Raw genomic sequence first — 20,188 nt, 5'->3', positions numbered from 1 at the left:
CCTAAGACCCCCACTCACGAGGCGTGCCCCCTGCAGTCCGTGAAGGCCTCCTTGCCTACCTTCAGGGTAGGGAAGGAGGCCTTCACGGACCTGCGGCCAACCGCCACCCGATTCAGTAGGTACCTAATGCAGCCTTGGGTCCAACCGTCCTTACCCCTTACGAGGTCTGCGTGGAGCCGGAGGCGGCGGCACCGTCTTCGCCAGGACGATGTCCGCCAGCCGGATCTTCGAGAGTCCGCGTTTGGTCTCCACCGTGCATTCCGTCTCGTCACGGGAGCGCAGGTAGCCGAGGGCGTCGGTGAATCCGCCTTCGATCCGGTACCGCACGACGACCCTCGTGCCGACCGGGACGTCCGGGAGGGTCACCGGTTCAGGTGCGCGGTGAGCTCGTCGTCGCTCGGCTCGACCAGATGGGTGCCGTCCGGCCAGACGATGGTCGGGATCCGCCGCTCACCGTTCTGCAACGCGCGGACCGTCTCCTCCGCGCCGGAGTCCGCTTCGACGTCGATGTAGTCGTACTCGACGCCCTTCGAGTCCAGCAGGGCCCGGCTGCGTTTGACGTCGGGGCACCAGCCGGCGCCGTACACGATGAGGTCGCTCATGGCTCACAGCATGCCAGGTCGCGGTCCGGCGGCGTGTTCGGCGAGGGCCGCACGGTCGGCGAGCCCGGTCTTGGCGAGCAGGCTCGCGACATGCTTCTCGACCGTCCGGGGCGAGATGTGCAGGCGGGCGCCGATGTCCTTGTTCCCCATCCGCTCGGCGAGCAGCACGAGCACCTCGTATTCGCGCACGGTGACTCCGGCCGCGCGCAGGTCGCCGGGTACGCGGTCGACCCCGGAGCGCCGCTGCCGGACGGGCGCGCCGAGCTTGCGGAGCAGGGTCCGGCAGGCGGCCGCCACCGCTTGGATGTCCCTGCCGTGGAAATACTCTTCGGCCTCCTTGAGCCAGCCTGCCGGATCGCCCCAGCCGTCGGCGGCGGCCGGCTCGGCGATGAGCCTGAGCCCGAGATGGCGGGCCAGAGGATAGGGCGCCGACGTCTCCAGCGCGGAGGCCACCGCTCGTTCGGCTTCGGCCGCGTCACCGCGCCTGCCGTGCTCGACGGCGCGCGCGAATTCGACGAACTGCCGGTTCCACCGCATCCCGCTCACCGCGGAGCCGTCCTCCGGGCAGGGCGCGCCGCCGAGGGTGTCGACGAGCGCCCGGAGCCCGTGCTGGCCGGCGAGGTGGAACCGGCTCGGCCGCCGGTCCTCCAGCTCGACGACCTGGCCGAGTTCGCGGCGGGCCCGGTCGAAGTCCTCTTCGAGCAGGGAACAGAAGACCCGCGCCAGCCCGATGCTGAGCACCATCTCCTGCGCGTTCTCGCCGCCGCTCTCGCGGAAGTCGTCGAGTGCCTGCTCCATCGCGGGACGGTCCGCGCGGTGCCCGGCCGACATCGCCCTCGTCATATGCGCGTACTGCAGCAACGCGGTCAGCCGGAGCCTGCCCAGCACGGCGAGGTTCTCCGCGAGGAGCGAGTGCGCGGTGCCGAAATCGCAGCGCAGGATCGCGTGCATGGTGCGTACGGAATCGACCGCGCAGTGCAGCGTGATCGACCCGGTCCGCTGGGCGTCGGCGCGGGCGAGCAGCAAGGTCTGCTCGTCGCCGTTCATCAGCACGCGATGTCCGCCGAGCCGGACCAGCGCCTGGGTCCGCAGATGGTGCAGATGGTTGTCCTCGGCGGTCCGCCGCGCGAGTTGCATGTAGTGCTCGGATTCGCTGAGATCCCGTGACAGCGCGAGCATCCCGAGCACCTGCAACGCCTGGCAGACGACGAACGGCTGCTCGGTCGCCTCGGCGACCTTCCACGCCTGACGCGCGAGCCGCTCGGCCGTTCCGGTCTTGCCGGGGACGTCGAGCCAGAGGTTCGCTTCGACGGCGTCGAGTGCCGCCTGCTGAGCGGGGGTGATCGCCGAGCCGAGCGGAGCACGGGCACGTTCGATCTGGCCGAGGCATTCGTCGTGCCGTCCCGCGATGTAGGCGGCCCAGGCCAGCTGGGTGCGCAGTTTCGCGGCCCTTTCGAGTGTGCCGATCTCGCCGAACGCCGCGGAAAGCTCGACGGCCCGGTCGAACTGACCGGTCTGCCCGAGCGCGTGCACCAGTGTCTCCAGCACCTCGGCCCGATCGCCCGCGTCGGCCCCGGCGAGCAGGTCGAGGGCCTTGGTGAGCATCGTGACCGCGGAGTCCGCGGCACCCGCGTCGAGAGCGCGACGGCCGGTCTCCGCGAACAGCCTGCCCGCCGCCCGCTCGTCCAGGGCGGTCAGCCGGAGCGACGCGACGAGCGCGCACAGGTCGCCCGGCAGTCCCGGGTACAGCTCCTCGACGGCGTCGGCGGTCTGCCGGGCGAGTTCCGCCTTCCGCGCCGGTGACTGGCGCGCCAGCAACGCTTCCGCGGTCAGCGGATGGCGGAAGGCGTACCAGCCTGGCGTCATCTCGTCGGTGGTCACCAGGTTCGCGGAGACCGCGGCGCCGAGGTGGTTGTGCAGTGTCCGGTCGTTGGTCCCGGTGACCTTCTGCACCACGGTCAGGGGGAAGCGGCGGCCGATGATCGCCGCGACCGAAAGCAGTTCGCCGGCCTGCTCGCCGAGTTGCTCCATCCGGGCGCCGATACTGGTGACCAGCGCGGCGGGAACGCGGGCACGGAGTTCGCCGATGACGCGCCAGCCGTCACGGCCTTCGACCAGCAGACCGTCGTTCACCATGCCGTGGAGCAGTTCCTCGACGATGAACGGAAGACCGGCGCTGTTGCGCCACAACAGTTCCGTCGCGGTCGACGGCAGCAGACCCGGCTCGGTCTCGAGGCAGGCGGCGGCGAGCGCGTGGGTGTCGGCGAGCCCGAGCCTGCCGAGTTCGACGACGGCGCAGCTCATCCGCTGCGCTCCGGAGGTCGCCAGGCGCAGCGCGTCGGAGGGCTCGTTGCGGAGCGTGCCGACGAACAGGGTCTGCGCCGCGGGCAGGTTGTCGACGAGGTATTCGAGGATGAACAGCGTCTCGGCGTCGGCGTCCTGGAGATCGTCGAGGACCAAGAGCGCGCCGCGGTCGCGGCTGGTGACGGCCAGCAGCCGGAACACCGCTTCGGCGAGCACCATCAGGGAGCCCGACTCCCGGGGCCGGTCTCCTCTGCTCCAATCGGGGATGAGCTGGGCGAGCACGGGGATGAACGGGTCGAGTTCGGTCGCCTCCGGCGGGCCCCCGCCGCGGAAATGCGAAAGCAATGCCTGGGTGAGCGGACGGAACGGGACGAGCGGGCCGATCGAACTGGCCCTGCCCTGCAACACCGGGACGTCGGCGGCGACCGCCCGCGAGGCGGCTTCGACGGCGAGCCGGGATTTGCCGATGCCGCCTTCGCCCACGAGGAAGATCGCGCCGCCGCGACCCGCGATGGCGCGATCGAGAGCCCCGGAGAGCTCGGCCAGTTCGGCGTCGCGGCCGATCACCCGCGACGAACGGATACCCACCGCCGTGACTATAGCGAGCGGATTCCGCTGTCACGGCCAAAAGTTGATCACGAAGGCGGGCGGCGCGAGCCCGCCTCCGTGAGCCTGTCTCTAAATCCAGCCGCCGGTGAAGACGCTGACGACGGACGGCGAACCGGTGTCCGTGGACAGGGTGGCGAGCGGGTTGGCGCTCAGCCGCGGCTTGCTGCCCGCCAGCGCGTGGTTGCGCGAGCCGACCTCGAGGGCGCGCGGCAGGTTCACGGCGCCGAGGACGTCTTCGGTGGCGGGCAGATCTCTTTCGTACATGTGGTTCTTCTCCTCATACTCGGTTTACCGGCGGAAAAACGGTGGCCGCGGGATGCGGCCGGTCGGGGCGGAGCAGGAGCGCGGACGGGACCCGGTCGCCGAATCCCAGCCGCAGCAGGCCGTAGCCGATCCCCGCCAGGCCACTCAGCAGCCCTGGCGAGGGGACCGCGCCGGGTGTCCCGCAGCGGGCACCGCGCTGGTCGATGGCGGCGAGCAGATGACCGGTCCGGCGGCGTACCGCGGCCGCGGCGCCAGTGTGCCCGTTCTCCGCCAGCACGCACAACACGTCCAGCACTCCGGACTCGCCGTGGCACAGGCTGAGATCCTTGAGCGGTGCCCTGTCAGTCAGCCGTCTGATCGTCCGGTCCAGGTCCCTGGCGTGTTCGGGCTCGGGCAGGTGCGCGGCCATTCCGAGGGCGTCGCCCGCGAGTCCGTCGCACCAGCCTCCGGTGCTTTCCGCCCGATCGTCCGCCTTTCCGGGTGGTTCTTCGCCGGGACGGTCGTGTGCCCGCAGGACCCAGTCGATCCCGGCCGAACCGCGGGCGAAGGCCCTCTCCGATGGACGTTCGCGTTCGAGCAGTTGTGCGGCGTAGCGGTCGGCTCGCGCCAGCGCCGTCTCCAGTCCTGTTTGGACATACACCGAACGCATCGAGGCGACACCGCCCGCGAGTCCGGTCGTGAACCCGGATGGCGTTTCGGAGGTCGCCTCGGGCATCAGCTCGACGGCCTGCTCGATGAGATCACCCGCGGGAAGCCCGACCAGGGTGCTGAGCCGGGCGATCGTGTACGCGACACCGCCGAGCCCGAGAAGCCCGCCGCAGCCGGCGGTGGCGGCCAATTCGCGATCGGCGCGGAGGGTGGCGAAGAGGCCAGGAAGCGGGCTGATCGCGTACGCGGCCAGATCGCGGTATCGCGCGATCCCGGTCAGCTCGGCGAGCTGGGCGAGGAACAACGCCACACCGCAGTAGCCCTCGCCGAGCCCCGCGCCCATCGGGAGAACGGTCCAGTAACGGTCGTCGACGAGTTCGATACCGAGCCAGTTGGAGCGGTGCTCGTCGGAGAAGGCGTTGGCGACGATCTGGTCGGCGATCCCGCACGCGGTGACCAGCAGCCGTTCCGCGTCCGGCGCCTGATTCGGCACCGCCGTTTCCGCGGTCTCGCCGCCGCCGTGGTGGCCGTCGGCCGCCGTGCTGATGGCGAGAGTGGCCGAGATCAGCCATTCCTGGTCCCGCTGGTCGAGCGGATCCATGTCGGCGACCTTCGCCAGCACGGTGTCCAGCGACGGATGTTCGACGACCCCTTCGACGCTTTCGCCACGCGAATCCAGCAGCGACGTCGAACCGGGGTTCGAGGTGAACATCGGCACGTCGCCCGCCCACAGATCGTCCCGCTCGTGCGGCACCAGCCGGAGCAGCTTCTCCTCCCGCACCGAGTCCTCTTCGAGCAGGTCGAACGCTTGGTCGCGGTCGGCGGCGTCGCGCAGCAGGTCGGGATGGGTGGTCTCATCCAGCAGGCGGGAGTAGAAGTTCGTCGGCCGGATGAGTACCCGGATGGGGTCCTCGGCGCAGCGCCGGAGAAGCTCGGCGAGTTCGTCCCGTCCGGTGGAGATCGCGTCGTAGCCGAGCCGGAATCCGGCCAGCAACGCCGCGCTGTGTTCGGCGGGGGCGACGTCGCGACCGTCGAGGCGGGGCAGGTTGTTGCTTCCGGCGAGTTCGCCGCGCACCCGGACCAGCCGCATCCGGTCGGTCCCCGCGTCGGCCCAATCGACCCGGTCGGTGGGCAGTTTTCCACCGCGGCCGGCGAGTCCGGAGATGTCGACGGCACCGTGCTCGCCGGCGAAGAGCTGCGGGAGCAGCAGCGTGCGCTGCACCGACCGCGCGAGCATCGCCGCCGCGGGATCGCCCTCCGGCGGGACGGGCGGGGACGGCTGGAACAGGGTCTCGATGTCGATCAGCACCGGCTGGTCGCCGCAGGCGATGATGTTCTCGTAGTGGACGTCGGTGGCGTCCAGCGCGTGCAGGAGCGCCAGAAGGATGCCCTGCCTGCGGTAAAAGCGGTCGACGTCGCCGAGGTCGGCGCACGGCCGATGTTCGACGAACCGGAGCCAGCCGTATCCGTCACGCGTCAGCGCGTCGGCGGTGCGCAGTTCGAGCCCGGGCAGTCGTTTGTTGAGCTGTTCGACGACGTCGGTGAAGCGCTCGTGCAGGATCAGCGAGCGCGGTTTGTAGATCACCTTGGCGCCGCTGGAGAAGCGGAGCAGTTTGACCGAACGTCCGCGGGCGTGCGAGTCACCGAACCCGCCCGCGACCTCGACGAGCGTGCCGAGTTCGCCGTCGATGACCGAACAGGGCAGCACGGCCGCGTCGGCCGAGAACCGGGCGAGCGTTTCGGCGTGGGCTTTGGCGGCGTACAGGCATGCCTGGGCCAGGAGCCGGGCCAGCACCGGGTACTCGCCGAACAACTGGACCAGCCCGGCCGGAGTGGATTGCCGGCGCACGAAATCCGAGAAGCGCTCTTCGGGCGTCTCGCCCTGGAGAGCTCCGGCCTTGCGGGCGCGATGGAGTTCGAGGACCAGCGTGCGGACCGAGAGGTTGAGCAGGTGCTGGTCGAGTTGCGTGGCGAAACCCTGGCGAAGCGCATCGACGTCGGCGCCGGGGAGATCGTCCGGGACGGCGTTACGCGAGGCTGCGTCGACGAGAGACCTGAAGACCCCGGCGAACTGCACACGCCAGTCACCGACTGGGGGGCGCTCCGGCAGAAGCGTGGTGACAGCGTGTTCGGCGAAGTCGGCCCAGAGGGGCTTGTCCGCTGTCCGTTCGCGCGGGGTCCGGCCGTGGTCCCACCACCTCGGAGGCAGGGACGTCGCCGATGGTGGGGGCGTCACGGCGGTAATGCTTTCAGCCCGGCGCGGTACGCACATGGGGGCGGCACCCCCACATTCAGCGCACACACGAAGATGTCCGGAGAGTGACCGCCGGGCACGGACGGTGGCCGTTCGACGCCGCACCGGAATATGGGGTCCCGGCACCCATGCGCGGGCACCGGTCCCGGTCGCACCATGGTCGGGCGGGGCCGGACGCGGGCCGGTTTCTGGGGGTCCGGCCCGCGCCGGCGAGGGGCTCCTCGGGCATGATCGGCTCATGCGCGTCTTGTCGGAGAGCCAGCTCGGTTCCGTTCTCGCGGGCGTGCCCGCTTCGCGTCCGCGAGTGGTGGTGAGCGGGAACTTCGCCACGCCGATGCGGGCGCTGAAGGTGCTGGACGCGGCACTGGCCGAGTACCGCTTGTTCGCGTTGAACGCGCAGGCCGGCATGCCGGACCGTGAGGGTGTCCTGCTGGAGACGCCGTTCGTGGGCGCGGGTATGCGCGGCCGTCCCGGACTGCGGTACTTCCCGTCGCGGCTGTCGCTGGTGCCGCAGCTGCTCAAGCACTCGCTGCCGCCGGACGTCGTCCTGCTGCACACCTCGGCCCCGGTGGACGGCGTGGTGTCGCTGGGTACGGAGGTGAACATCCTTCCGGCCGCCATCGAGGCGGTGCGGGCCCGCGGCGGCCTGGTCGTCGCGCAGCTCAACCCGGAGATGCCGTTCACCTACGGCGACGGTGTCGTGCCGGTCGACGAGATCGACTACGGCATCGAGGTGGTGGAGCCGCTGCTGTCGCCGGTCCCGCGGCCGGTGGGGGACACGGCGCGGACCATCGGTGAGCGGGTGGCCGGGCTGGTCGAGGACGGCGCGACCCTGCAATTGGGCATCGGCGGGATCCCCGACGCGACCTTGGCGGCGGTGACCGGACGGCGCGGGCTCGCGATCTGGTCGGAGATGTTCAGCGACGGCGTGCTCGCACTCGACCGAGCGGGGGCTCTCGATCCGGCGGAACCGGTGACGGCGTCGTTCGTGTTCGGCAGTGCGGAGCTGTACCGCTGGCTCGACCGCAATCCGCGGATCCGCCTGCTGCGTACGGAAAAGACGAACGATCCCGCCGTGATCGCCCGCCAGCGAGGTCTGGTCTCGGTGAACAGCGCCCTCGAAGTCGACCTGTACGCCCAGGCCAACGCGAGCCGGGTGCGAGGGGCGATCTACTCGGGGTTCGGCGGGCAGACCGACTTCGTGGTCGGGGCCCTGCATTCGCCCGGTGGCCGGGCGATCATCGCGCTGCCGTCGTGGCATCCGAAGGCCGACGTTTCGACGGTCGTGCCCCGGCTGACCGGTCCGGTGACGTCGTTCCAGCACAGTTTCGTGGTCAGTGAGCACGGTGTCGCGACCATCTGGGGCAACGACGCGAGCGAGCAGGCACGGCAGATCGTCGACCAGGTCGCGCATCCTTCGGCGCGGGAAGAACTCGTGGCGCGGGGCAGGGAACTGGGATTCGCGCTTTAGCGGTATTTCTTTTCCGGCCGGAAAAACCGGAACCCGGTAAAGGGACACGATCGTGCCCCTTTACCGGGTCGCAAACACGAGGGGCCGACCCGCGCCAACAGATTGGCCCCCGTCAATCCCTGTGCTTAGAGCGTCAGACCAGCCATCCGAGCACGTGGGCCAGGTGCGCGAGCAGACCCGAAATGAGGTCGTGACCGTGGTGCACGTGCTGGGTGAACATCTGCATTGAGGGGCTCCTTGTTCGGATTTCGTGTTCGGTTGTGCTCTCGCGAGGAGCGATCGAAGATTTTCACCCCGTTGGCGACCTGTCAAAAAACGATTTCCCGGGCTTTCGGCGGGTCGTGAATCTTCCTACGATAAACACGTAAGTCTTTCGTGTTTTGCGTCAGGGGTGGGTTTCGTGGGCGCTGACACCGTGCGTAGCGGGCTGCGGGGCGCCGATGTGGACGTTGAGCCTCCGCTACGGCAAGTGGGCGGCGGGGTGACACGAACCGGTGATCCACATGCCACGAATGGTGAGTCGGCGAGAATCACCGGTACGGGTGACGGGCCCAGGGAGGAATCTGGGCTGGATGGCCGATCTTGCGTGTTTGGAGGCGTAACTCGTCACGGATGGATGGGCGCGCCCCAGTCGTAGAGCTCCAAGGGAATGGCTTTGACCGCTCGGGCCTTGGAATCGAGGTAGCGGCACGAGATGCCGGGCACATAGATCCACTCGCCGACGACTGACGACCCGGACGGCCGTCGCCGGGTGGAGTCGAATCCGAAGCGCACGTGCTCGGGCATGTCACAGGCCGCGTACTCGGTGCTGTTCTGGTAGCGCAGCACCGCCTCGACCTGGTCGCGGATGATCGGCCCAGCGGTGAGGTCCGCCTTGTAGGAGACGGTCCCTTGTTCGGTGCGGCCGTTGGTCAGTCCGGTGCCCTGGAACTTGATGTCGCGCAGGACGTAGTCGTAACCCTCGCCGAGATAGGTGACCGTGCAGGTCACCGTGGTGGTGCGGCCCGGGTCGAACGCGGGACACGACGAGCGCGCTGCGGGGTCGAGGCGATGCGCGAATCTGGTCACTTTTTGCAGTGCTTCCCAAGCGATCCGTTCCCGCAGCGGTGCGGAATCCGCGGGCTTGGGCGGCAACTTGCTCATATCCGGCTCGGGGTACTTCGCCGGGACCGCGCCTTGACGCAGCGACGAAAGATCGACCGTCGGCGTCGTGCTCGTGGGTGCGGTGGTCGCCGGAGACGATGGTGCCGTGCTGGGCGGGGGAGCCGCCGGAGAACTGCATGCTGCCGCGAACAGGAGCAGTGCCGCCCCCGCCGAGCGCCCGAGGACGGTGCCTTTCACGCCGGTCATCTCCGATCTCGCTGATTCGATGACCAGTTCCCCCGGTCCCTCCGGGGAGGAAACTAGCGGGAAAGCAGCTGCGGAATGAGCGTAAAAATGCCGTTCCCCCACGGCCCTGGCGGGGATCGCTAGGAATCGAACCATCGATACCAGATCGGTTTGTCCACGCCCGCATCCCAGCGTTCGAAAGCGGCGCGACGCTGTTCGGGGCTCACCAATGCCTCCTCATGGGTTCCCGCACCTGGCCGCCGGCGCTGACCCGCACCAGGTATCGGCGATAGTCCTCGGGGAACTCGAGACCGAAATGCGCTTCGGCCTGGCGCACTTGGGCTTCGCTCAAGACCTCCGGGAGGCGTCGGCCGCCGAACCCGGGTCGCGCGTGGAGCGCGACGGCCGTCAACCTGTGCGGTAGGGAGGTAGTCCCGGCGCCGGACGCGCGACGATGGCTTCGACGGCTATCGTTCCGTGTGCGCCCACCGACCTGGCTGAGAAGGAACGCTCTCGAAGTGGGCGACGCGGTTCTCGCGGTGTTCATGATCGCGTTCACCATCGAGGCGGGTTTCGCCGTCGACCTCCCCGGCTTCCGGCCGTTCGACACGACCGGTGTCCTGCTGAGTGTGGTGGCCAACGCGCCGCTCGCGGTCCGGCGCCGTGCGCCGCTGACGGTGTTCGCCCTCGTGCTTGCCGGATGGGCCGGCTACCTGCTGCCGGGGTACTGGCCGGGTGTCAGCGCGCTGGCGCTGTTGCTCGGTCTGTACACCGTCGCCGCGTCCCGGTCTCTTCCGGTGACCGCGCTGTGCGCGGCGGTCACGCTGGCGGGCGAGACCTACTCGGCCTGTCATTCGCAGCTGATCGGCTCGGTGTGGACAGCGGTGTTCCAGAGCGTGCTCCTGACCGGCGTCGCCTGGGGTTTCGGCGCGAACGCGGGCCGGCTGGCCCAGCGCAACGGCCAGCTGCGGGTGCTGACCGAGCAGCTGCGCCGGGAACAGGAGGACAGGGCGCGGCGTGCTGTCACGGAGGAACGGGTCCGCACCGCGCGAGAGCTGCACGACGTCGTGGCCCACCACATGTCGGTCATCGCGGTGCAGGCGGAGATGGCGCGGTACGTGTTCGAGTCGGATCCGGCGGCCAGCCGGGCGGCGCTGGACGTCATCGGCCGCACCGGCAGTGAGGGCCTGGACGAACTGCGGCGCATGCTGACGGTGCTGCGGTCCGGCGAGGACGACGACACCTACGTACCGGCTCCTGGGCTGGAGGGGTTGGAGGAACTGGCGGCGAGGGTCGGTGCCGCGGGGGTGCACGTCGAGGTTTCCGTGCGGGGAACGGTTCGCTCGTTACCGGACGGAGTGGGACTCTGCGTTTATCGCGTCGTGCAGGAGGCCTTGACCAACGTGGTCAAACACGCCCGTCCGGCCAGGGCGTGGGTGTCGCTGACGTACGGCGCGGAGGAAGTGACGGTCCGGATCGCCGACGACGGCCGCTCCGAACGGTTCCACGAGGGCGCCGGACACGGCATGATCGGCATGCGTGAGCGCGCCGAACTGTATGGGGGAACACTCCTGGCGGGCGCGGGCACGGAAGGGGGTTTCGTGGTGACGCTCGTGCTCCCGCTGGCGGCCGGGGGAGACGGTTCATGATCGAAGTGCTGGTCGTCGACGACCAGGATCTGGTCCGCGCCGGATTCGTCGCGCTGTTGCGGGCCGCGCCCGGGATCACCGTCGTCGGTGAGGCCGCCGACGGACAGGAGGCGGTGGACCTGGCGGAGCGGCTGCGGCCCGACGTCGTCCTGATGGACATCCGGATGCCGGGCACGAACGGTGTGGTCGCGACCGAGCGCATCCTCGCCGCGGAACGCGACCGGCCGACGCGCGTGCTGGTGCTGACGACGTTCGACCTGGACGAGTACGTGTACGCGGCCTTGCGGGCGGGGGCTTCGGGCTTCCTGTTCAAGGACGTCCGGGCGGAACGGCTGGTCGCCGCGATCCACACGATCGCGGCGGGGGAGCAGCTGTTCGCGCCCTCGGTCATGCGGCGGCTGATCGAGGCATACGCGAACCGGCCGGGCGGCCCCACCGGCGCACCCGGACCGGAACTGGAGTGCCTCACCGCCCGGGAGACCGAGGTGCTCCGCCTGGTCGGCAAGGGCATGACCAACGGCGGCATCGCGGGCGAGCTGGTGGTCAGCGAATCCACGGTGAAGACGCACGTGAACCGCGCGATGACGAAACTCGGACTCTCCAGCCGCGCGCAGATCGTCGCGCTGGCCTACGAGTCCGGTCTCGTCACGCCGGGTGCCTGAGGCTTCCGGCGAAGAGCCCGGAAGCCTCAGGACGTTTCATCGTCCGGCCTGCAAAGCCCGCCAGGTGTTCGCGCCGGCGATCCCGTCGGCGTCGAGCCCCCGCGAGGTTTGGTAGCTCTTGACGGCCGCGGTGGTCTTGGCGCCGAACTTGCCGTCGACGGTCAGCTTCGCCGAGATGGCGGCGTTGAGCGACCGTTGCAGCCGGAAGACGGCTTCACCGGACGAGCCGTCCTGAAGCTGCGGCGTGGCGCCGCGGGCCAGCAGCGCCGTCCAGGTGTGCGAGTCCACCGAGCCCGCCTCCGCGAGCCCCACCTGCGCCTGGAACCGCTTCACCGCGGACACCGTCGCCGGATCCAGGACACCGCTGGGGTCGCCCGCGCCCGTGTCCTGTCCGGCCGCGCGGAGCAGGCATTGCGCCGCCTTCACCTCGGGCCGGGTCGCGCCGGCGTCGAGCCGCGGATAGGGGCCGTCGACACCGACGTTCGCGCACCCGCGGCCTCGGGACACCAGCTCCGTCGCGGCCCGCTTGCCTTCGGTGGCCGCGTCGAGGGCGTCGTGGATGGGCGAGGCCTTGACTCCGGGGAAGACGATGTAGTCGACGACCTTGCCGGACACCCCGCCCGAACGCGGGTCGGGGTTGATGCCGAGCGCTTTGGCCAGCGCGTAGGAGCCTTCGCCGATCGCCCCTGTCGGGCCGACGTCGCCTACGACGGCATAGGCGACCCTGCCCTGATAGACGACCGCCGCGACCGTGGCACCGGTGATGCCGGAGCCGGAGTAGCTCCACGTCGAGCTGATCCCGGGTACCACGATGTAGGGCAGTTTCTCGGCGTTGAGCGGCTTGCCGTCCGGCTGCGCCCAGGCGGTCTGCCCCTGCCAGGAGGGATCGGTCGAGGCGTTGCACTTCTCGGTGCGCTGCCCGTCACAGTCGATCGTCATCCCGGACCGCCAGTGCACCGCCCCGCCGGTCGCGCAGACGGGCACCGAGCGCGTACCGCCGCTGCGCTCGGCGTACTTCCCGGCCGACACCTGCTGCGCGCAGGTCGCGACCACCGCACTCAACTCGGCACCGGTCGGGTCACCGGCCGTGGTCGCCGTCGCCTGGTTCGCCGTCGCGAGGCCGAAGGCGACCATCATGGCCATTCCCAGCGCCGCCGTCTTCACCCGCATCGCATTCCTCTTCTCCGTCCACAGTGGATTTCTCATTTGCCGGCCTGCAACGCCGCCCAAGTCTTCGGCCCGGCGATTCCGTCGGAGGTGAGCCCTTGCGCGCTCTGATACCGCTTCACCGCGGCCGTGGTGTTCGCGCCGAACCGGCCGTCGAGTTCGAGCCCCGCGTCGAGGGCGGCGTTCAGCGCACGCTGAAGACGCAGGACCGCGTCTCCGGAGGCGCCGTCCTGGAGCTGTGGTGTCGTTCCCCTCGCCAGCAGCGCCGTCCACGTGTGCGAGTCCACCTTGCCGAGCGCCGGCAGGCCGAGACTCGCCTGGAACTGTTTCGTGGCGTCGGTGGTCGTCGTGTCGAAGGTGCCCGTGGGACCGTTCGCCCCGGTGGGGAATCCCGCCGCGGTGAGCAAGCATTGCGCCGTCTTGACCAGGGCCCCGGTCGCGGCGGCGGCGATCTCGGGATAGCGGGAGTGGTCGAGGCTCACCGCCGCGCAGGTCTTGGCGTCGCCTTCGACGACGTTGCGGTACCGGATCGCGCTGAATCCCGCCGTCCGGTCCGCCGACCAGGTGCGCTGTGACGCCACGGTTCCGGAGCGGTACTCCTCCCACACCACCGCCTGGGTCTTCGCGGCGTCCGCCCACCGGATGAACAGTGCCATGTGCTGGTGAGCGCTGGAATGCACCCACAGGCTGTCGCCCGGCAAGAGGTCCTTCTTGTCGATCCGGGTGGCGACCTGCATGATGTCGCCCGTCCAGCGGGCGGTCTTCAGGCCCCAGGCCATCGACACGTAGCCGGAGCAGTCCTGCCGGTAGGTGCCGAACTGGTTGGTGTGCTTCGCTTCCTGGCTGTAGGGCACTCTCTCGTCGAGCCAGCTCTTCGCTCTGGTCAGGATGTCGTCCCTGGTCAGTTTCAAATCGGCGGTGGGATGCCCTGCGGCGTGGAGATCCGGTTCCGCGTGGGCGAGCCGGGAAACCGGCTGGAGAAGTCCACAAAGGACCAATACGGCGGTGAGGACGCTCGCGGCTGTGGTTCGCATGGCCCCAGCATCGGAGGGGCGGCCGGACGAGGCAAAGGTTTTCGCCCACTCCAAAGGGGTGTTCGGCGGGTCAACCCTGGTGGTAGTCGAAACCCGGTCCTGTGCGGTATTTCCGCCCGTGATGGTGTCGGGGCACGCCGCGGATCCCCTAACATCGGGCGTCGCAAGGGGGGATTCATTCCAGGGGGGATGTCTTGTCGTTCGTTTTCGTTTCGGTTCAACGGAAGTGCGGTTCTCGTGGGAGACGGCCGTGCTGAGAATCCATTTCACTCCCGAAGACCTCGCCAGGACCCGGATCAGTGCGGCACCGCAGCCGATGTGGGAGATCCTGCTCAGCATGTACCGGCTGCGAGGCCGCGAAGGCGGGATCATCTTCGAAGAATGGCGAAGATCGGTGGCACAGGCGGCACACACCACCACCCGGTTGCTCGCCGACCTCGCTTCCCAGTCCGGCTACGCGGTCGATTTCCTCACGCCCACCCTGCGGGACCTGTCGCTGGCGGAGGGACTCGAAGCGCTGCGCCGAACCCCGAAGAAGCGGCTCCGGACCGACCTCACCGTTCTCGCCGGGAGCCGGCGGCTCCCATCTTGGACGGCAGGCCTCGCCGAGGGCAGACCGGAGACACTCACCCAGCTCGCCGACTCGGTCGAGCGGTACTTCACGGCCTGCCTCGCCCCGTACTGGGTGCGGGTGTGCGGCCGGGTCGAGCAGGTACGCGCCAGACAGGTCAAGACGATGACCGAAGAGGGATGTGAGACCTTGCTCGCCGAGGTGCATCCCACGGCGCGGTGGACCTATCCCGTGCTGGAGCTGGACTATCCGGTCGAGCACGAACTGCGCCTGAACGGGCGAGGGCTGTGTCTCACGCCGTCCTTCTTCTGCTGGGGGCTGCCCACGACGTTCTTGGCCGGTGAGCTGGAGCCGACCTTGGTGTATCCGATCGAGCACAAGGTGGGCTGGTCGGCGAACGGGGCGGTGCACCGGCCGCTGACGTCCCTGCTCGGCCGGACAAGGGCCCGGGTCCTCGAAGCGATCGGGGAGTCTCCCGGCACCACCACCGAAGTGGCCACCCGGACGAAGACCAGCCTCCCGACGGCGAGTCAGCAGGCCGCCACTCTGCGCGCCGCCGGTCTGGTCACCAGCCGCCAGACCGGGCAGTCCGTGCTGCATTCGATCACCCCGCTCGGCCTCGCGCTCCTGGCCGAAGGCTGAGCGTCCGGGGCCCGGTCGCGAGTGATTCGCGGCCGGGCCCCGGACACAGGTTCACGGGGTCTGCAAGCCCGGACGGCCTTCTTCGATCACGTACGACTGCAGTGTCGTCACCGGTTCACCGCGTACGGTGATCTTCTTGACGGCACGGAAATCGACGTCCATCTTGGCCTGGCTCACCTTCGCCCGGACGTATCCGCGGTGCTGGGAATAGAACTTCAGGTGCGGGTTGCCCGCCTGGTCCGGAACACCCGTGGTGTCCGCGCCGTTGCCGCCGGAGGAGACGGAACTGGTGACCAGCTCCGTCCCGACCACCGGCGAGCCCGGATTGGTGTAGTCGGCCTTGAGTTCGTTCGCCCAGGCCCGGTGCACGTCGCCGGTGAGCACCACCGGGTTGCGAACACCGCGCTGCACCCAGCCTTTCTGGATCCGGTCACGGGACGCTGGGTATCCGTCCCAGCCGTCCATTCCCGACGCGCCGTTCTGGTCCGCCCGCCGCGCGAAGAACACCTGCTGGCCGATCACGTCCCAGGTCCCCTGCCGCTGCGAAAAGCCGTCCAGCAGCCAGTTCTCCTGCGCCATGCCGGGCAGGCTCCGTGACGGATCACCGGCTTCTGGGCAGTACTTCCAGCCGTCGCCACAGGCCTGATCGCTCCGGTACTGGCGGGTGTCGAGCATGTGGAAGGTCGCGAGTTTCCCCCAGCGCACCCGCCGGTACAGCTGGATCTTGTCCCCGTTGGGTTTCGCCCCGCCCCGCAACGGCATGTTCTCGTAGTAGGCCTTGTAGGCGGCCTCGCGGCGCTTGGCCCATCCTTCCGGCAGGGGCGGCTTGTCGTTGTCCCGCTTGCCCGCGGCGTAGTTGTTCTCGACCTCGTGATCGTCCGGTACGACCAGCCACGGGGCGACGGCGTGCGCGGCCTGGAGATCGGCGTCCATCTTGTACTCCGCGTACCGTTGCCGGTAGGCGCCGAGGGTGGTCAGTTCCTCCTTGTTCTTGTGCCGCCGCGGGCACGGGTCTTCGGCCTTGTGGCTGGTTTCGTAGATGTAGTCACCGAGATGCAGGATCAGGCCGGGACGATCCTCGGCCATGCGCCGGTACACGGTGTAGAACCCGTCTTCGTAATGCGCGCACGAAGTGAAGGCCATCACCAGGTCGCGTCCGAACGTGTCGAGCGCGGGAGCGGTGCGGGTGCGGCCGACGGGCGAGATGTGCCCCGCGGCGCGGAACCGGTAGAAGTACTCGTAGTCCGGTTGCAGCCCGTGGACCTCGACGTGCACCGAGTGCGCGTCCGCGTACACGGCGGTGGCCTGACCGTTCTTGACCACGTTCGTGAACTTGTCGTCGGTCGCGACCTCCCAGTCCACCGCGGTCGCCGTGGTCGGCATCCCGCCGTTGCCGTTCTCCAGTGGGTCCGGCGCGAGCCTCGTCCACAGCACCACACCGTCGGGCAGCGGATCGCCCGACGCGACGCCGAGTTTGAACGGGTAGGGCAGCGCGGCGGTCGCCCGGCCGCCCAGTGCCACCGCCCCCACGGCGACGGCGGTACCGAAGACGAAGGTCCGTCGGTTGAACTTGCTCATTTCCCCATCCCTACTTCGGTGTTTCCAGGTTGTCGTCCAGTACGGCGGAGTTGCCCGCGAACGGGGCGCCGGGGCCGAAGGCGGTGGCCGTCCCGATCTCCGCGCGGGTGAGCTTGCGCGCCGCCGTCACGGTCAGGGCGTTGCCGGTGAGGCCGGTGTTCAGCACGAACATCGCCCCGGTCTGCGGGGTTCCGTTCTCCCAGGGAGCCGAGACGGTCAGTTCCGGTTTGCCGTCGCCGGTGATGTCGAGGATCCGCAGGCCGTATCCGAATCCCTCGCCCACGGCCGCCCCGGCGTTGACCGGCGCGGTGTTCTCGCCGACCGCGGTGGCCGGGAAGGACGACAACCCGGCCGCGCCGCCGCGCAGCAGGCACAGCGCGCCGGTGCGGTTGTCCTCCTTCGGGATTCCGACGGCCAGGTCGTCGACGGTGTCGCCGTCGAGGTCGCCGACGGCGAGGGAACCCCCGAAGTAGTCGTTCGCCTCGGGGCTTCCCGGGATCGCGTCACCGGACTGGTCGATCACCTCGACCGCGGTGGTCAGCCCGGCGTTCCCGCCCCGCACGGAGACGAGCGCTCCCGACCCGGCAGGGCCGCCGCGACGGCGGTCGGCCTGGATCACCAGGTCTGCGTTGGCGCCGCCGTGGAAGCGGCCGATGACCGCGCCCCGCCACTTCCCGTCGGTCGCCGCGTTGCCCACGCTGACGTAGGAGGACGCCTTGGCGGAAAGCCCGCTCGCCGAGCCGTGCAGCAGGTGGACCGACCCCCAGGCGTTGGCGGTCCCGGTGATCACCTCGCCGGACGAAACGACGGCGAGGTCGTCCCGTTTGTCCCCGGTGACGTCTCCGGCGGCCAACGCCCAGCCCATCAGGTCGCCCGCTTCGGACGCCCCGGCCAGATCCGGGTCGTCCTGGTTGAACGCGATCGCGTTCTTCGCGGTGAGCCCGGTGCCGCTGCCATAAAGGATCCACACCGCGCCGGCGCGCGCCTTCGTCTCGATCGCCTCACCGGGTGAGCCGATGCCGAGGTCGGCGTAACCGTCACCGTTGAAGTCGCCGGTCGCCAGGGAAGCCCCGAACAGATCGCCTGCCTCCATCACCCCCGGCACGTCGGCGGTGTCCTGGTTGATCGTGCCGAGCGCCCCGGGAAGGGCGCGGAGATAAGGCGCCGTGCGCTGGCCGTAGAGGACGCTGACCGTCCCGGCGTTCGCCAGGCCGCCAACCGACTCGCCCGGGTTGCCGATCGCGACGTCGGCCAGCCCGTCCCGGTTGAAGTCGCCGGTCGCGAGCGCGGCACCGAACTTGTCGGAGGCCTCCATGCCCAGACCGACGCCGGCGGTGTTCTGGTTGACCAGTGCCGACGGGGCACCGGGTGGAGTGGCCCCGCCGGGCATCACCAGCACGGAGCCGCCGAGATCGTGAGGAGGGAGGGAGGTGTCGCCGCTGTACGTCAGCCGCGCCCCCGTGGACAGCACGAGGTCGGCGACGCCGTCGCCGTTCACGTCCGCCTGCGGGAGGGCCGGGAGCGCCGCGGGTGTCGGCGCGGCCGTCGCCGGTGAGGTCACGAAGGTCAGTGCGGCCGCGGCCGCCAGTACGGGAAACCATTTGTTCGCCACGACGGACGACGGTAGGAAGCGGGAACGAGCGGGGACAATGGTTTTCGCCTGAGTGAAAAGGTTCGGCACCGCGCTCACCGCCCGGCCTGCAGGGCGCCCCAGGTGGCTTGACCGACCACACCGTCGACACCGAGCCCGCGGGAGCTCTGGTAGTCGCGGACCGCCTGTTCGGTGTTCGGCCCGAACGCGCCGTCGATGGCGAGGGTCTTGCCGGACGCGGCGGTGAGCGCGCGCTGCAGCCGGTTCACCGCGGCGCCCGCCGCACCTTCCCGCAGGGTCGGAGTGTCCCCTGTGGACAGTAGCGCGGTCCATGTGCGCGCCTCGATCACGCCGGTCGCGGTGAGTCCGCGGGCCTGCTGGAACGCCTTGGTGGCGGACACCGTCGCTTCGTCGAAGGTGCCTGTCGGTCTGCCGTTGGGCGCCAAGAGACATTGCGCCGCCTTGACCGGATTCCCGGTCGCGCCCGAGGCGATTCGCGGGTACGCGGCGAAGTCGAGGCTCACCGTGTCACACGGCAGCGTCGTGCCCGGCCCGACGTCCAGATAGTCACGGTCGAGCCCCGGGACACGCACCCCGCCCCAGGTTTCCGCGACTTCACCGGCGTACTGATGGATACGCTGATGGTTCGCCCAGTAAGTGCTCGGTGCGTAGGAGCCGGTGTCGATGTCGGCCTTGTCGTTCCACCAGGCGAACCAGATGTGGTCGGGCCTGGTGTACGAGGTGTTCGTGTAGGCGCTCGCCAGATCCTTGATCCCGGATCCGGCGCTGGTGTAGACGCCGGAGAGCCAGCCCTTCGCGTGCAGTGCCTCGGTCCAGCCGCTGACGTAGGACAGCACGCCGGCCTTGCACGCAGCCGTCGACGAGTAACCCTCGATATCGCTGTAGATCACACTGCCCTGGCCGAAACCGAGCGCGGTGTTGGCCGCGATCGCGCTCGCCGCCGCGTCCCGGCCCTGCCGCCGGGCGACCGCGGGATCACCGGACATCTTCAGCCGGTACCCGGTGCACGGGGCCTGTCTGCCGACGTCGGTGAGGATGAAACGCCAGCCGCGGGCCGCCTGGTTCGCCACCCACGCCGGGGTGAGATTGGGTTGCGCGCAGGCGCGCAGATCACCACTGCTGTAGATGCCGACGGCCCGGTACGGAGAGGCTCGCCAGGCGTCCATCGTGGCCTGCGCAGGTGCGGCGCAGGTTTCGAATCCCTTGCCCTGGAAGGTGCCCGGCGCCACGATCGGCGCCGCGGCTGCCGCCTTTCCAGGTCTGGTGGGCAGGGCGGCACGCGCGCCGCCCGTGACCAGACGTGCGCCGGACAGCGCAGCCCGCACCGTGTGTTCGGTCGCACCGGTATGGCCCGCGGTGACCAGCACACCGGCGTCCGGGACGGCGACGCGGATCGCCCCTTCGCGAGACGGCGCCGCTGGCGGTGGAGTGGCCGTCCTCGGTGCCGCGGTCACCACGCCCTCGGGTACCTGTTCGGGCGTGAGGTCGGCGAGCGGTTCGATCACCACACCCGCCGTCCGGCCGACGAGTTTCGCCGGGCAGTCCGGTTCTTCGGTCTGGTGTCCTAAGTAGACGGTCTCGGAGTCGAACCGGACGCAGGTGCCCGGGGCGGTGGCCAGATCGACCACCCGCCAGTTTTCGGGGACGTCGAGCTGGTAGCCGTGGTAGGTGATGGTGCGCGAGCCCGCGGCCGCGTCGGCGGCCGGGGTCACGAGGGACAGCAGCGCGACCGCGAGTGCGGTGGCGCCTGCCCGCCGGATTCGTTTCATCGGTTCTCCTCCCGGAATCGAGG

Annotated in this window: 16 protein-coding genes; 4 read left to right on the top strand and 12 right to left on the bottom strand. The window is 69.7% G+C overall.

Features of this window, described 5'->3' with window-relative positions:
- Positions 1 to 150 precede the first annotated feature (150 nt).
- From AB8M46_RS20685 to AB8M46_RS20665, 5 genes are all read right to left on the bottom strand, one after another.
- Positions 151 to 366 (bottom strand): ferrous iron transport protein A, encoded by a 216-nt coding sequence (locus tag AB8M46_RS20685; RefSeq protein ID WP_394361226.1) that lies wholly within the window; start codon positions 364 to 366, stop codon positions 151 to 153.
- Entirely contained in the window at positions 363 to 602 is a 240-nt protein-coding gene (locus AB8M46_RS20680) for a glutaredoxin domain-containing protein (RefSeq protein ID WP_037338316.1), read from the bottom strand. The genes AB8M46_RS20685 and AB8M46_RS20680 overlap by 4 nt, the downstream gene beginning before the upstream one ends.
- Positions 603 to 605: 3 nt before the next feature.
- Positions 606 to 3,494, bottom strand: coding sequence for an AAA family ATPase (locus AB8M46_RS20675; protein ID WP_394361225.1), 2,889 nt, complete (start codon positions 3,492 to 3,494; stop codon positions 606 to 608).
- A gap of 90 nt (positions 3,495 to 3,584) precedes the next feature.
- Positions 3,585 to 3,779: a hypothetical protein gene (locus AB8M46_RS20670; RefSeq protein WP_016334466.1), complete on the bottom strand. Its 195-nt coding sequence runs from the start codon at positions 3,777 to 3,779 to the stop codon at positions 3,585 to 3,587.
- Positions 3,780 to 3,792: 13 nt separating this feature from the next.
- Positions 3,793 to 6,504: a type 2 lanthipeptide synthetase LanM family protein gene (locus AB8M46_RS20665; RefSeq protein WP_394361224.1), complete on the bottom strand. Its 2,712-nt coding sequence runs from the start codon at positions 6,502 to 6,504 to the stop codon at positions 3,793 to 3,795.
- Positions 6,505 to 6,919: 415 nt separating this feature from the next.
- Between AB8M46_RS20665 and AB8M46_RS20660 the strand changes: the two genes are divergently transcribed.
- Complete coding sequence (locus AB8M46_RS20660; protein WP_394361223.1) at positions 6,920 to 8,152, top strand: acetyl-CoA hydrolase/transferase family protein; 1,233 nt, start codon at positions 6,920 to 6,922, stop codon at positions 8,150 to 8,152.
- A gap of 606 nt (positions 8,153 to 8,758) precedes the next feature.
- On the opposite strand, the gene AB8M46_RS20655 is transcribed toward AB8M46_RS20660, so the two are convergent.
- Together AB8M46_RS20655 and AB8M46_RS20650 are read right to left on the bottom strand one after the other, a co-directional pair.
- Positions 8,759 to 9,502 (bottom strand): hypothetical protein, encoded by a 744-nt coding sequence (locus AB8M46_RS20655; protein WP_394361222.1) that lies wholly within the window; start codon positions 9,500 to 9,502, stop codon positions 8,759 to 8,761.
- A gap of 202 nt (positions 9,503 to 9,704) precedes the next feature.
- Entirely contained in the window at positions 9,705 to 9,833 is a 129-nt protein-coding gene (locus AB8M46_RS20650) for a hypothetical protein (protein WP_394361221.1), read from the bottom strand.
- 166 nt (positions 9,834 to 9,999) lie between these two features.
- Between AB8M46_RS20650 and AB8M46_RS20645 the strand changes: the two genes are divergently transcribed.
- Positions 10,000 to 11,130 (top strand): sensor histidine kinase, encoded by a 1,131-nt coding sequence (locus AB8M46_RS20645; RefSeq protein ID WP_394361220.1) that lies wholly within the window; start codon positions 10,000 to 10,002, stop codon positions 11,128 to 11,130.
- The gene (locus AB8M46_RS20640) at positions 11,127 to 11,792 is read left to right on the top strand and encodes a response regulator (protein ID WP_394361219.1); all 666 of its coding nucleotides are present in this window, start codon (positions 11,127 to 11,129) and stop codon (positions 11,790 to 11,792) included. The genes AB8M46_RS20645 and AB8M46_RS20640 overlap by 4 nt, the downstream gene beginning before the upstream one ends.
- Before the next feature lie 36 nt (positions 11,793 to 11,828).
- Here the strand turns inward: AB8M46_RS20640 and AB8M46_RS20635 are convergent, their stop codons facing one another.
- Positions 11,829 to 12,962: a peptidoglycan-binding protein gene (locus AB8M46_RS20635; protein ID WP_394361218.1), complete on the bottom strand. Its 1,134-nt coding sequence runs from the start codon at positions 12,960 to 12,962 to the stop codon at positions 11,829 to 11,831.
- 32 nt (positions 12,963 to 12,994) lie between these two features.
- Positions 12,995 to 13,993: a peptidoglycan-binding protein gene (locus AB8M46_RS20630; protein ID WP_052120574.1), complete on the bottom strand. Its 999-nt coding sequence runs from the start codon at positions 13,991 to 13,993 to the stop codon at positions 12,995 to 12,997.
- 250 nt (positions 13,994 to 14,243) lie between these two features.
- Between AB8M46_RS20630 and AB8M46_RS20625 the strand changes: the two genes are divergently transcribed.
- On the top strand, positions 14,244 to 15,206 hold the full coding sequence (locus tag AB8M46_RS20625; protein ID WP_037340052.1) for a helix-turn-helix transcriptional regulator: 963 nt from the start codon (positions 14,244 to 14,246) through the stop codon (positions 15,204 to 15,206).
- Positions 15,207 to 15,257: 51 nt separating this feature from the next.
- On the opposite strand, the gene AB8M46_RS20620 is transcribed toward AB8M46_RS20625, so the two are convergent.
- The 3 genes from AB8M46_RS20620 to AB8M46_RS20610 form a co-directional block, all read right to left on the bottom strand.
- Positions 15,258 to 16,784 (bottom strand): alkaline phosphatase D family protein, encoded by a 1,527-nt coding sequence (locus AB8M46_RS20620; RefSeq protein WP_394361217.1) that lies wholly within the window; start codon positions 16,782 to 16,784, stop codon positions 15,258 to 15,260.
- 10 nt (positions 16,785 to 16,794) lie between these two features.
- Positions 16,795 to 18,396, bottom strand: a complete 1,602-nt coding sequence (locus AB8M46_RS20615; protein ID WP_394361216.1) for a hypothetical protein — start codon at positions 18,394 to 18,396, stop codon at positions 16,795 to 16,797.
- A gap of 74 nt (positions 18,397 to 18,470) precedes the next feature.
- The gene (locus AB8M46_RS20610; RefSeq protein WP_394361215.1) at positions 18,471 to 20,165 is read right to left on the bottom strand and encodes a glycoside hydrolase domain-containing protein; all 1,695 of its coding nucleotides are present in this window, start codon (positions 20,163 to 20,165) and stop codon (positions 18,471 to 18,473) included.
- Positions 20,166 to 20,188 lie beyond the last annotated feature (23 nt).

The organism is Amycolatopsis sp. SB7-3, assembly GCF_041021335.1.
In the GTDB taxonomy this organism is placed as follows: domain Bacteria; phylum Actinomycetota; class Actinomycetes; order Mycobacteriales; family Pseudonocardiaceae; genus Amycolatopsis; species Amycolatopsis japonica.
This window is presented reverse-complemented; position numbering and strand designations above follow the sequence as displayed.

Excerpts from the sequence above, each read along its gene's own strand:
- AB8M46_RS20680 (WP_037338316.1), bottom strand. The coding sequence starts at position 602 with ATGAGCGACCTCATCGTGTACGGCGCCGGCTGGTGCCCCGACGTCAAA.
- AB8M46_RS20670 (WP_016334466.1), bottom strand. The coding sequence starts at position 3,779 with ATGTACGAAAGAGATCTGCCCGCCACCGAAGACGTCCTCGGCGCCGTG.
- AB8M46_RS20660 (WP_394361223.1), top strand. The coding sequence starts at position 6,920 with ATGCGCGTCTTGTCGGAGAGCCAGCTCGGTTCCGTTCTCGCGGGCGTG.
- AB8M46_RS20655 (WP_394361222.1), bottom strand. The coding sequence starts at position 9,502 with ATGACCGGCGTGAAAGGCACCGTCCTCGGGCGCTCGGCGGGGGCGGCA.
- AB8M46_RS20640 (WP_394361219.1), top strand. The coding sequence starts at position 11,127 with ATGATCGAAGTGCTGGTCGTCGACGACCAGGATCTGGTCCGCGCCGGA.
- AB8M46_RS20635 (WP_394361218.1), bottom strand. The coding sequence starts at position 12,962 with ATGCGGGTGAAGACGGCGGCGCTGGGAATGGCCATGATGGTCGCCTTC.
- AB8M46_RS20630 (WP_052120574.1), bottom strand. The coding sequence starts at position 13,993 with ATGCGAACCACAGCCGCGAGCGTCCTCACCGCCGTATTGGTCCTTTGT.
- AB8M46_RS20620 (WP_394361217.1), bottom strand. The coding sequence starts at position 16,784 with ATGAGCAAGTTCAACCGACGGACCTTCGTCTTCGGTACCGCCGTCGCC.
- AB8M46_RS20610 (WP_394361215.1), bottom strand. The coding sequence starts at position 20,165 with ATGAAACGAATCCGGCGGGCAGGCGCCACCGCACTCGCGGTCGCGCTG.